13 protein-coding genes are annotated in these 12485 nt (G+C 60.2%); all 13 read left to right on the top strand.

Annotation, left to right across the window (positions count from 1 at the left end):
• Positions 1–11 precede the first annotated feature (11 nt).
• A complete protein-coding gene (locus tag G6N73_RS07715) occupies positions 12–827 on the top strand; it encodes a transporter (protein ID WP_165025630.1) in 816 nt (271 codons plus the stop codon).
• A 63-nt stretch (positions 828–890) separates the two neighbouring features.
• Complete coding sequence (locus G6N73_RS07710) at positions 891–1541, top strand: hypothetical protein (RefSeq protein ID WP_165025627.1); 651 nt, start codon at positions 891–893, stop codon at positions 1539–1541.
• 26 nt (positions 1542–1567) lie between these two features.
• Positions 1568–2350: an outer membrane protein gene (locus G6N73_RS07705; protein WP_165025624.1), complete on the top strand. Its 783-nt coding sequence runs from the start codon at positions 1568–1570 to the stop codon at positions 2348–2350.
• 120 nt (positions 2351–2470) lie between these two features.
• Positions 2471–2761, top strand: a complete 291-nt coding sequence (locus G6N73_RS07700) for a hypothetical protein (protein WP_165025621.1) — start codon at positions 2471–2473, stop codon at positions 2759–2761.
• A gap of 155 nt (positions 2762–2916) precedes the next feature.
• Positions 2917–3342 carry a hypothetical protein gene (locus G6N73_RS07695; RefSeq protein ID WP_165025619.1) on the top strand — a complete coding sequence of 142 codons (426 nt, stop codon included), beginning with the start codon at positions 2917–2919 and terminating at the stop codon, positions 3340–3342.
• A gap of 25 nt (positions 3343–3367) precedes the next feature.
• Positions 3368–3934, top strand: a complete 567-nt coding sequence (locus G6N73_RS07690; RefSeq protein ID WP_165025616.1) for an OmpA family protein — start codon at positions 3368–3370, stop codon at positions 3932–3934.
• 97 nt (positions 3935–4031) lie between these two features.
• Entirely contained in the window at positions 4032–4718 is a 687-nt protein-coding gene (locus tag G6N73_RS07685) for an LssY C-terminal domain-containing protein (protein ID WP_246251747.1), read from the top strand.
• 565 nt (positions 4719–5283) lie between these two features.
• Entirely contained in the window at positions 5284–5433 is a 150-nt protein-coding gene (locus tag G6N73_RS07680) for a hypothetical protein (protein ID WP_165025610.1), read from the top strand.
• 290 nt (positions 5434–5723) lie between these two features.
• Positions 5724–6101 carry a hypothetical protein gene (locus tag G6N73_RS07675; RefSeq protein ID WP_246251744.1) on the top strand — a complete coding sequence of 126 codons (378 nt, stop codon included), beginning with the start codon at positions 5724–5726 and terminating at the stop codon, positions 6099–6101.
• A gap of 23 nt (positions 6102–6124) precedes the next feature.
• A complete protein-coding gene (locus G6N73_RS07670; RefSeq protein ID WP_165025607.1) occupies positions 6125–8458 on the top strand; it encodes a Mu transposase C-terminal domain-containing protein in 2334 nt (777 codons plus the stop codon).
• A 3-nt stretch (positions 8459–8461) separates the two neighbouring features.
• On the top strand, positions 8462–9571 hold the full coding sequence (locus tag G6N73_RS07665; protein ID WP_165025604.1) for an ATP-binding protein: 1110 nt from the start codon (positions 8462–8464) through the stop codon (positions 9569–9571).
• Positions 9568–11397 (top strand): TniQ family protein, encoded by a 1830-nt coding sequence (locus G6N73_RS07660; protein WP_165025601.1) that lies wholly within the window; start codon positions 9568–9570, stop codon positions 11395–11397. Before G6N73_RS07665 ends, G6N73_RS07660 begins: the two co-directional genes overlap by 4 nt.
• A 365-nt stretch (positions 11398–11762) precedes the next feature.
• Positions 11763–12467, top strand: coding sequence for a hypothetical protein (locus tag G6N73_RS07655; RefSeq protein WP_165025599.1), 705 nt, complete (start codon positions 11763–11765; stop codon positions 12465–12467).
• Positions 12468–12485 lie beyond the last annotated feature (18 nt).

Below are 12485 nucleotides of genomic sequence, written 5' to 3'. Positions count from 1 at the left end.
GATAGTTGCCAATGAGATTTAGTCCTGACTGTCTTTGCGCCTGTCTAATTGTGACATCAAGTTTAGGATGTTGTGCCTCGGCATATGCGGATGACGATACTCAAGAACTCGCCAAGAAGCTGTCGAACCCGATCGCGTCGCTGATCAGCGTACCGTTCCAGTTCAACTACGACAGCGGTTACGGTGCTGACGATGGCGAAAAGGCCTATGTCAACGTCCAGCCGGTCATCCCGTTCTCTCTGAACGACGACTGGAACCTGATATCGCGCACCATCTTGCCGATCGCTTGGCAGAATGACATCGCGGGACCGTCGGGCGACCAGTTCGGCCTTGGCGACATAACGCAGAGCCTGTTCTTCTCGCCGAAGGAACCCACCGTCGGCGGCATCATCTGGGGCGTCGGTCCGGTCTTCCTCGTTCCGACCGCCACCGATCCGTTGCTTGGCAGCGATCAATGGGGCGCCGGGCCAACCGCCGTCGTCCTCAAGCAGTTTGGCGGGTGGACGGTCGGCACGCTGGCCAACCACATCTGGTCGTTCGCCGGCGATGACGACCGAACTGACATAAACTCCACATACATGCAGCCGTTTATTTCGTACACGACACATGATGCCTGGACATTCAGTCTGAACACCGAGAGCACCTACAACTGGGAAGCCGAAGAATGGTCTGTCCCGGTGAACTTCACGGTCTCGAAGCTCGTCAAGTTGGACAAGCTTCCGGTCAGCCTCACCGGTGGCGTGCGCTATTGGGCGGAAAGCCCAGACAGCGGACCCGACGGCTGGGGATTCAGAACCGCGATCACGCTGCTCTTTCCCACGAAATGACACTCGCTCTTTGCAGCAGCGCGATACCGGCCGCAGCAAATCGATAATAGGAGGGTTAATCCCATGCGTTTGAAAACTACTCTGTTCCTGATGATGGCCCTGGGCGGAATGTATGTTTCCGCTGGATCGGGTCTTGCCCAGGATGCCATCGCCTCTCCTGCCAGCAAGCAGATCGGCGCCGCCAAACCCCAGATGGAACCGTCGCTAATCGTCCTCAATTCCGGTGGCGCCAAACTCGCCGATGGCCAGCTCGTTCTTTCCGGCATCTCCACGAATTCAATTGTGTTCGCAGATCGGCCCGTCAGGGCTGCCGGCCACGTGCTGACCACGCATCTGTTGGAAGAATGGGCGACGGGCGAAGACAGTTTCGCCAAGGATCCGCCAAATGCCACGGTATCGGTTCTCGATAAGGCCGGGGGATCGGTGGCCGATGTGGTGGTAACCCTGCGGTCGCCGAAGCTCGAGGGAGATACGTTGACCTTTGCCGTCGACGTCCTGGAAGGAAGCCTGGACGGCGCGGATGGCCCGGCTTCGACCTTCATCGACATCATCGGTATGCCGTTGACGCCTCTATCCTTCGCTGGCGCCGCTCGTCGCGCGGCCTATCGCGGCGCATGGTACGCGGGAGCTGCAGCAGGAGCTGCCGCGGCTGCTGCCCCGTACTACTATGGCCGCCCACGGTGCGGCTACTATCCGTATCCGCCTTGTTACTGATCCACCCGAACACGAAGGAGCCTTCCATGAAAAGCATCGTCAAGGTCTGCTTGATCTGGGCGGCTCTTTCACCAGCCTCGGCCGGCGCTGCGGATCTCATTGTCGCCGCCGCACCCGAGCCTCAGCCGGTCGCCGAAAGCGGGTGGACCTTCTCGGTCACGCCCTATTTCTGGGCAGCCGGGCTTTCGGGCGAGCTGTCCCAGTTCAACCTGCCGGTCGTCGACGTCGACGCCAGCTTCAGTGATATCTTCGACAATCTCGACTTCGCCGCGATGCTGATCGGCGAGGCCCGCAACGGTCCCTACAGTCTGTTTGGTGACCTGATTTACGTCAAGCTTGGTGCCAGCAGCGATACGCCGCTCGGCATCGCCGCCGACAGCGCGGACGTGGATGCCTCCACGTTCGCCGGACTGGTCGGGGCTGGCTACTCCGTTCTCGAGGGTCCCACGGGACGCCTGGACGTCGTCGGCGGCGTGCGCGTGTGGTCGGTCGACACCGACATCTCATTCAGCGGTGGGATCCTCGATGGTCAGACCCGAAGCGACGGCGCGACCTGGGTCGACGGCCTCGTCGGCGTGCGCGGCAACTACGCCTTCACACCCAACTTCTACGCGACGGGCTGGGGGCTGGTCGGCGCCGGCGGGGCAGATATCGATTGGGACCTCATGGCCGGCATTGGCTACAACATCAATGAGACCTTCTCCGCAACACTCGGCTATCGGGCGCTCGGCGTAGACTACAGCGAGGACGGCTTCCTGTTCGACGTGGTGCAGCAGGGGCCGATCGCCGGGTTGACGATCCGTTTCTAGGAATAACGTACGTCCTGCCCTGCAATATTTATCGCAGGAAAGATAGCGCAAGCGACGCATCTGATTGACAAGGAGGCATCTGCAATGAGGACATATCAGTCGAAGGGAGTGCTGCTGACGTTGGCGATCGTCGGCAGCGTTATGGCTGGAAGCGGGAAAGCGGCGGAAGAAGCCGGCCTTGGCACTGTCGTTCCAGAAGCCGAAATGACCATGTTTTGTCAGACCGCGGCAGCCGCAAAATTTGAAGTGCAACTCGACGCCATTACGACAGATCCGCCGGTCAGTCGGGAGGGAAAGCTTCTGGTGTTGGGCACGGTGGACGGCGAAAACCGTGATCTCGGTTTCGACTGCCGCTTTGAACAGAACGGAGCCTATCTCGGCATAATCGGTGCGCCCGCCATGAGTGATTGACAAGAAGCAAGATGAGCTGCCGTCATCGCACTGCGACAGCACAAGATCGGTTGCGGGTTAGCGTGCCAGCTTAGACACGAAAGCTTGCTGCGTGAAGAAGCGCAAAGGCGTCCCCGGTCGAGTTTCTGACCTAGCGCCAAACACAGGAGGGATGAATGACGAATAGAATTGGCGCGCTTGGCGGAATGCTGCTGGCGTCGCTGCTCGCCTGGATCGGCGCCAGCCATGCACAGACCGTCAGCTATGCCGATGCCATGACGATGCTCACCAGAGATTGCGGCGCCGACGTGAAGAGGTTTTGCAGGGGGCTGAACCTCGGAAACAATGAGATAAGGAACTGCCTCGTAGGACACCAGGGACAGGTCTCGCCTCAGTGTACCGCGACTCTGGATGCTGTCACGGCGTCGATCGAGCGGCGACTGGCCGCGCAAGCCAGCGTCTTCAAGGTGTGCGCCGGAAACGCGAAGCAGCATTGCAAGGGCGTCGTTGGGGAGGTGCATATCCTCCAATGCCTTATCAAAACCGAGCGAGTCGACAGCGACAAATGCAACCAGGCGATAACGGATGCCGGATGGCGCTGAACCGCGCGACACAGGGAGAACAATTATGGCCTTTTCATTTTGCGGCAGTTTAGTTGTGGCGCTCCTTGTCTGGAGTGGGTCGGCTGCAGCCCAGCAACTGACTGATAGGCAGCTGATCAGTACCCTTGGCCAGATGACCGCAACCGCGCCTGTCGTCGATGTCGGTTTACTGGTTCAGGAAGCAACTGCGAATGTCACCCGCGGTGTCGCCGAGTTGCCAAACTGGGGCAAGCTTGCCCAACTTCCGCAGCTGGCCGTCGAAATTGATTTCGAGAACAACTCGGTCGCAATCGAGCCGGAGTCCTACCGCACGATGGGGCTGATCGCTGATGCGCTGCACCATCCACAGCTGCGCCACTACAAGTTTCTTGTCGTCGGTCATACCAATGCCACTGGCAAAGCCGAACACAACCTCGAACTCAGCCTGCAGCGCGCCGACGCTATCATGATCTCTCTGACCACCACATTCGGAGTGCCGCCTGGCCAACTTATCGCGATTGGCGTGGGGCAAGAGTTGCCTCTCGACGCTGCCAACCCGAAATCTCCAGTGAATCGCCGGGTTCAGCTCGTCAATTTGGGGGTGACCAAGTAGCGCCGCCGCTAGGCGAGGCCACTTAAGACAACCGACAATCGGCGACTGATCCGGTGAGTGCTAAAAAGGTCGAGTTGCGATGCGTCGACAAACCATAATGCGCATCCTACTGCATGGTTCGTTGGCCTTGGTTGTGGTGTACCTGCTCTTGGCCTACTTCGTGGTCCCTGAAATCTGGATCATGCGTGACGAAGGGCGGATTTCCAAATTCGACAGCATGGTCACCACAACGGGACAGGACATTCCGGGTGACCCGATTAACGTCGGCCTCGTGGGGACGAAAGAACAAGTCATGAGGGCGTTCGCGGCGGCGAATTGGGGCCCGGCGGACGCGATCACTTTGCGCAGCTCGATCGACATAGGTTTGAGCGTGGTTCTGGATCGGCCCGACCTCGATGCGCCCGTCAGCCCGTTGTATTTCGAAGGAAGAAAACAGGATCTGGCATTCGAAAAGCCCGTCGGCCAAAGCGCTGACCAGCGCAATCACGTCCGCTTCTGGCTGACGACCCGGCTTGCCAACGATGGCCGTCCGATTTGGCTTGGTACCGCTAGCTTCGACCGAGGCGTCGGACTAAGCCACGACACCGGTCAAATCACCCACCACATTGGGCCTGACATCGACGCCGAGCGCGATCTAGTGATCCGGGACCTTTCGGATGCGGGACAGGTTTTGTCGACGCAAGAGATCGAGGGCCGCGGAGCGACAAAGGATGGACGCAACGGCGGCGGCGATCCCTACTTCACTGATGGGAAGGCGATCGTTGCGTTCCTTAGAGCAACGTAACCCGTCGCGTTCGCACCAGCGATGTCCGCTTCTGGAGGACGGCAGAAAGCCAGCGGAATGACCGCAATGGGGCGCAAAGCTGCCGCCATCGTGAGAGGACGGAGGCCGCCAGCGGGTGATATGCCGACGTTCTGCAGAGTGAGTAGCGCATCGCGAACCGGTCACACGATGCCGCAGTCTTGCGTCCGTATTGAAAGGCTGCTCGAGATCGAACGCGTCACGCGATCGATGCCGATCGTCTCATCCCAGAATCCCTCGGTTTAGAATCTGCGATCGGAAAACATCAGATCCTATCAAATCCGATGAATCCTGGTAACCACTCCTACATTTCTTGACGCCAAAAGGCGCTCCCGGCAGCGATCTTGCCGGCGGCAGAGGGGCAGCATTCAGTGTTCAAGTTCATATCGATAGCAGAGCGGAACGGCCGCGAAGCATTGGGCTGAGGCCCCGGTATGTTCATGCCGGACACTCACCCGGCTTGCAGTCCGTTCCCTCGACATCTGATCCGACAGCTCCGCGGACGTTCCGCGGAGACCGACAGTTTGCGTTTCAGAGGGAGTTTACCATGCGCAAGAGGGTTTCCATCGACCATTCCATTCCGCGGGCAGCGGTGCCTAAGGAACTCCATCCCGATTGGCTGGCCTCCGCCGCCGTGACGGCACGTGCGGAGCGTGACGGCGAAACCACCGAAAGGAGCTTGTCTATAACGCTCTGACGGAGGGCGGTGGTTCTTGGATTCCGCCGGAACCTAGCCGCGCCTCCCGCCCGATCCCGCTGCGCTCAATCGCGTCTTATCGCGGCTCCATCGTTGACCACGCCCGCAACCGGGAATTCGTCTACGAGAGTCTGCCCGAGCGGGGCTTTCTCTACATCGCGTTAACCAACCACGAAGTGGTCGACTATCATGACCAGCCGCCCAGGGTGGACTTCGTCTATCCCGACGGAACGCTAGGTCATCATTGGTTCGACGCGCTTCTGACGTTGCACGACGGACTCCGGGTTGCCGTGGACGTCAAGCCGAAGGACAACGTCGAGAAGACGGGAATCCATGAAATTCAGAGGCTGATCAAAGAGCAGGTCGGGAAGCGATTTGCTGACGTCTACCTGGTACGAACCGAGGACAACATCCACCCGGATGACGTTTTCGACGCGTGGCTTCTGCTGCGCGCCCGCCGTTTCGCCTGCGCCGCGTCTGATGCGGTCGTGGCGGGGCTCGCGCGGGGCTTGCACGGATGGTGCCGCGTTCGCGACCTTGTCGTCGCGTCAGGGCTCGGCGGTGCCGCTTTCAACGCCGCCGTCCGCCTGATCGGCGACGGCGGGCTCGAGGTTCGGGACTACGCCCGGATTTCTTACGAATGCTTCGTCAGACGCGCCCGCGTCTGACTTTCCCAACAAAGGAGGATTCCATGAACGTCTTCAACGGTGACCAATTCCGCTCTTCTGCTCCAACGACCTATGGTTTCGGGCCTGGTCACGTGTTCGCAATTCGCGACCTTGATGACCTGCTTTACGAATACGTCAGCCATGATCGGCACGTACTGACCGCGAAGCCAGTCTCCAATCCGGAGCTTCCTCAAGTGTTCACGCAGGAAGAGTTCCGCGCGCTGGTCGACGCAGGAAAGGTCGATCCCCGCATCGAGCAGAACAGCGTTTCCCGCCAGACCCTCCTGGCCCGCAACCCCGACATCAAGTCCATCCGTGACCTGGCAGATGCCGAGCAGGATGAGCTGTCCTTCTACTGGCAGCTCTGTCGGCATGTCGTTCAGATGTACGATGACGGCGCGACTAGCCTCACTGACAAGGCGCTGCAGAAAGCGATCGCGAAAATCATGGGGAAACTGGTCTTCGGCGCAGACAGCTCTGAAGATGAACAGCCTCGCCGAAAGCCCGGGAAAGGCAAAGCCGCAAAGGAGCCGGGCGAGCGCAAGATCAAAGCCCGGAAGCGGGTGGCCAACTACGAGATTCCCGCCCCTTCTACTCTACGCAAGTGGATTCGGGTCCTCGTCGAGCACGATTGGGACATCCTGGCGCTGCGTGACCACCGCAAGGGCCGTGTCGGCTATCACGTCCCGAAGGTCACCGATCCTCATTCCGTCGCTCTGATGGCGAAGTGGGTTCAGCAATACCTCGACCGAAGCCGCCCCTCCGCCGCGACGCTTTACAAGCTGATGACAGGTTCTGTGCGGCTCGAGGACGAGAACGCGGTGCGGGAGCGTATGGGCAAGCATCCGTTGCCTCACAACGAAACGCCGTCGTTCGCAGCGGCGAACGTGGCGCGTGCGGCTGAAGGGCTTCCTCCCCTACTCTTGCCATCGAAGAGCACCTTCGAGCGAGCTATCAGGAAGCTCGACAAATACCAGGTCGTGCTGGCGCGGCAGGGCCCCGAAGCTGCCCGGAAGCAGTTCAAGGTCAGCGGCAGACGCGAGGTGGTGCTGTTCCCGGGGGAGCGTGTTTCTATTGACTGCTGGCGAGTCCAGCTGAAGACCGCGAAACTACCTCAGGAGTTCTGGGCGGGCCTTCCTGAAAAGCTCATCGGGGTGGCTGGAAAGGTGCGCCTCATTCTGTGCCTTGCCATCTGCGAGGCCACGAAGGTGGTACTTGGCGCAAGGCTTGCCGTGAATGCCGGTGGCGAAGTCGCGATGCGTACGCTGGAGATGGTTTGCCGCAACAAGAACGCGATCGCGTTGGCGGCAAGTTGCCGCTCGAGCTGGGACCATGCCTGCACCCCCATGACGGTGCCGACTGACTCGGGGCCTGAGTTTATCGACTCCGCTTTCCGTTGCGCTGTCCGCGACATCGGCTCCGCGAACGAAATCGGCCCTGCTTCGCATCCGGACGCACGCGGCGTGGGAGAACGGTTCTTCAAGACGGTCGACGTACAACTGATGCCGTTCTTCCAGGGTCGTACCTTCTCCGGCATCGACGACAAGGGCGAAATTGATGCTGGTGCCGTCACCAACGTCGTCGCAGAGACGCTCGGCAAGGCACTCGTGCGGTACGTCGTGGATGCCTACCACAATACGCCACACGGGGGGCTCGGCGGGCAGACACCCAACGATGCCTGGGAGGAACGTACCGCCCTTCATCAGGTTCTGCCTCCGCCTCCGGCCCACAGGCTGCGCACCGTTTTCGGTTTCTCGGACAACAGGCGCATCCAGAACCGTGGCATCCGCTTCCTCGGCCTCTACTACCGCTCAAGTGAACTTGCCCTGCTGCGAAGGAGCGTCGGGCAGGCGGACGTGCGGATCAGGGCTGACCTCGAGAACCTGGGGACGGTCTGGTTTTCGAAGAACGTGCCTGGTGCCAAATGGGAGTCCGCCAACTGTGATCTCGACATGGAAGGCGTTTCCGCGGCGCTCTGGATCGACACCGAAGCAGCCCTGCGTCGCAAGTACGCCAATGTCGCAAAGCTGAGCGAGCATATCGTTTATGCAGCGCTCCGCGATCTCCGCGAGACGGGCAGGCATTCCGCGGCTGCGGCCGGGATCGGTCCGTCAACCATGGCACGCGAGGATATCCTGAAGCACGAGACGGAAATCGTCCGCCACTTCGGCTACGTGACCGCTGGCGAACGCGGGCATTCGTTCGATGGCTTCGATGGCATCGATGCCATCGATGGCGATCTTGCACAGGATTCCGAGGTTCCTTTGGAGAGTGGCGAGGTGGCTAGCGAGGAGTCGCAGCGTCCAGTCACGCGTCGCCGTGGACGTCTCGGCTCTGATTTTCTCAGGAAGGAGTAGACCATGAACATGATGAACCCTCAGCCTATGAACTCCAAGTCCGCCGCCTTCTTCCAGCGGATCTTGGCGAACCAGTCGGACAAGCGACGCTCTGTGAACGAGGCGATGGGCAAGGTCCTGTCGGTCTACTTGCCGACTATCTATGAGGAGCAGTTGAACGAGCAGATCGATTGGCTGCTGGACTCAATGCTTATCGAACTGGGCCAGCAGCCCGGCGTCCCCGCGCTTGAGAGCCAGGTGCGCGGTGGTCGGGTGCTTATCGTCACTGGGAAGGCGGGCGCCGGCAAGTCGCGTGCGCTCGCCCATGCTTTCGTCACTCGTCCCGAGTTTGAAGGATTCGGCAAGCCGGGATGTGAACTGCTTTCGGTCGTGGCTCCCTCGCCCTTCACGCTGGGCGCGCTCGGCAACGAGATCGCCCGCAAGCTCGGGTACCACGGCCGCAGGGAGATTCAGCACAGCAAGGTCTGGCCCGTCGTGCGTGAACTGATGAAGGAAAGCGGCGTGCGCATCCTGCATATCGACGAGGCGCAGCACGGAGACGAGATCAACAGCGACAAGGCGGCTCAGGAAATGGAGAACACCTTGAAGCGGATGATGCAGGAGGACGAGTGGCTTGTGTGGCTCATCCTCTCAGGCCTGCCCGAGCTGTCCAGGTTCTGCCAGGATGACGACTCGATGAAGCGGCGCGTGAGGGTCGTGGAGTTCGAACCGTTGAGCTTTGCCACTCATGCCCAGCCGGTTCAGAACATCTTGAGTGATCTCGTCGCCTTGTGCCCAGCCGTAACATGCAACAGCCTGAAAGCCGACGACTTCGCTCACCGTCTTCTTCACGCTGCGACTTACCAGTTCGGCATTCTCGTGGAATACGTCCAGGATGCGATCGCTGAGTGTCTCACTGTGAACGGCGGCGGCGATCTGGGCATCGGCCATTTCGCTGACGTGTATACGATCCGGACGGGCGTGAGGGACGACGCATTGAATCCTTTTCTCGCTGCCAACTGGCTCGCGATTCCGGTCGAGTCGGCCCTCTACGAGGACGTCCTTGATGACACAGGCAACCCCACGGGCATGAGAAAGCCAAAAGGTCGCCAGACGAAGGGCATCAGGAAATGAGGCTGACTCTGACCCTCGACAACGGTGACGGTGAAACTCCTTCCGATTTCACGTCGCGGCTTTCGGCGCGCGCATGCAGGGACAGTCTGCGGGACTTCTGCCTCGACTTCGGTCTCGACGCCCAAGGCATCATTGACGGCCGTGCTGAGTCCGTCGGCAGGCTGGCCGATCTTGCCGGAGTCGACCAGGACGGTCTCCTCGCGGAAGCGTTCGTCAGGGTCGGAAACCAGCGGCGGTATAAGCACAAGGGGCAGGACCTGCTGTGGAGCAGCCTCCTGCGCAGCCGCGTCCGCATGTGTCCCGCGTGCATGACGGAGGACATCGAGAACCTCGATTGCAGGATTGCTGCACGGCCCCACCGCCGTAGCATCTGGATCATCAAGCCTATCCGCACCTGCATCCGACACGACATGGCGCTCGCAGAAATCGGCTCACTCGAATCGCCAGCGCAGCTGCACGACGTGTCGCAGGTGATTGCGTCCGCCCTGCCCCGGCTTCCGCACCTGCTCGACCATGCCACACGGCGCACACCGTCAAGCCTCGAGTGCTACATCGTCGACAGGATCGCAGCCACAGCCGGAGTGTCGTGGCTGGACGGCTTTCCACTTCATGCGGCGCTCCATATCGCGCACGTCCTCGGTGCCGTGGCGCAGCACGGGTCCGACGTCGTCTTGGACGATCTCAGCGATGATGCTCTGTGGCAGTGTGAGGCGGCAGGTTTCGCGATCGCCGACCGCGGCGAAACCGGGATCCTGTCGCTGCTGGATGATCTTCGCGAGCGCTTCCGTGACAGCCGATACTACGGGCACGGGCGCAAGGCGACGTACGGGCGCCTTTATGACTGGCTGGCGCACGAGAACTCCGATCCGGCTTACGACCCCCTTCGCGAGATCGTTTTCCGACATGCGGTGGAGACCATGCCGCTCGGGCCGGGCGAGAGGCTGCTCGGCCGGGAGGTTGTCGAGCGGAGGACGCATTCGATCCGCTCCGCCTCCCTGGAGTTCGGCTTGCATCCGAAACGGCTACGCAAACTCCTGCGGACGGCAAAGCTGACGGGGAAGCAGTCGGACGTGCTGGCGGACGACCGGGTGGTCTTCGACGCAGAAGCGGCCGAACCCTTTCTCCGGGATCTGGCGCAGAGCATGAGCCTCGAGGAGGCCAGAGAATATCTCAACGTCCCCCGCCCGCATGATCGCGGTCTGTTGGAGCGGGGCCTGATCAACCCTATGATCACCGGAGGAAGGTCCGACGGCGAGCACGCCTTCCTCAGGAGCGATCTCGACGACCTCCTCGAGCGGCTGCTCCGGAATGCAGACCCGATGCTCTGTGGCGATACTGCGATGGTTCCGATGATCACGGCGGCAAAGCATTCGTGCTGCGCGGTGATGGACATTGTCGCGCTGGTGCTGGACGGGAAGCTGAAGCGGGTCGGGCGGGACACTTCCGACAGGGGTTTCATCTCCGTCCTTGTCGACGCCGAGGAAGCTAGGCCGCACGTGGTCGGCCCTGCATACGAGGGCCATTCATTGAGGGAATTGGAGAGCCTCCTGCCCGCGAAATCACGAGCGGTGAAAGCGCTCCTGGAGCAAGGACTCCTAGTGGCCGAAACCGTGAAGAACCCGGTGACGGGATGGATGCAGCCTGTGGTCCTTCCGGATGAGTTGGCACGGTTCAAGAGCGAGTTCGCGTCGCTGCATATTCTCTCTAGGGAAGGAGGCGAACACATCCGGCGCGTGAAAAAGTCGCTGGTTGCCGCCGGCGTGCATCCGGTCGCCGATCCCGAACTTCTCGGGCAGACGCTCTATCGCAGATCCGATCTCCCGTAAGCCCCTCAGCATTGCTGCTTTTTCAGTAAGCCCCGGCCTCGTCGACCGGGGCTTTTTCTTTGGGCCGCCTGGCCGTCAGTGTGCCTTGGATTCTGAGCCCGCTTCGTACGACGCGTTCGTGAGCCCCGATGAAGCACTCTTAAAAAAGAGCGAGTGATTACAGCCACTTACAACCATAGGTGAGCAAAATAGCGTGACGCGTCAGGCCTGACCCTGACGCGTCACGCTATCTCGCTCTACGTCATGATAGATGGCTCGTTCGACACACGAAGTCTGCTCACCTCGTTCAAACGGCCTGGAAGTCTGGGCCGTTTCCTATTCCAGACTTCGCCATCTGAGCAGTCAGCACGTAAAAGGACATGAAAATGGGCGCAATCAATCTTGCCGACAATGAAAAGCGTTCCATCGAGGCCATCGACGAAGGAAATCTAACGAAACTGATCGACGAGGCAATTTGGCAAGAGAATCCCGTACCCCTATACGGATTGTCTCTCTCCAGCTGCGGATCCGATGTCGCCGGAAAGCTGAGTTACTTCGAGGCGGCTCTTAGAGAATGCCGAGCAGCCAAATCAGCTAAAAAGCGTGAAGAAACAGGGACACGTGCGAAGCATGCCGGAAATGAGTTGGCATTCGCCTTCAGGTCATTGAAGCGGCGCATGGAAATTGAAGAGCAAGAAAGCCAGCTTTTCTACGTCGAAGACCACATCTACACTCCGCACTCCTTCACCAAGAACATCGAGGTCAGGGTGTCATATCGTTGGCGCCGCACCGTCGAGGACACTTGGGCACACGGGCGTATTACCTTCCATCATCAGGCCAATCCGCACCCCGCATATATGCAGCCGCGTCCAAAAAGGAAGCCGAGCGCCGCGCAACAAGCACGGGACCTACAGGACGAACTGTGCCGGACGTGGGAACATCTGAAGGATATGGCGCTCTACACTCTCAGGGACTACTTCAGGGACGGGGGCGACGGAAGCAAGATACCCGAAACGTTCAAAGCGAGGACCGATTCTTACACCGGGGACTTGAACAACCGCTGCGCCGAATTCTGGCACGAGAAAACCTAGACGCTAGTCTGACACATC

The sequence above is a fragment of the Allomesorhizobium camelthorni genome (assembly GCF_011045125.1).
GTDB lineage: Bacteria > Pseudomonadota > Alphaproteobacteria > Rhizobiales > Rhizobiaceae > Allomesorhizobium > Allomesorhizobium camelthorni.
The sequence above is the reverse complement of the archived record's forward strand: the minus strand, read 5'-3'. Positions and strand labels throughout refer to the sequence as shown.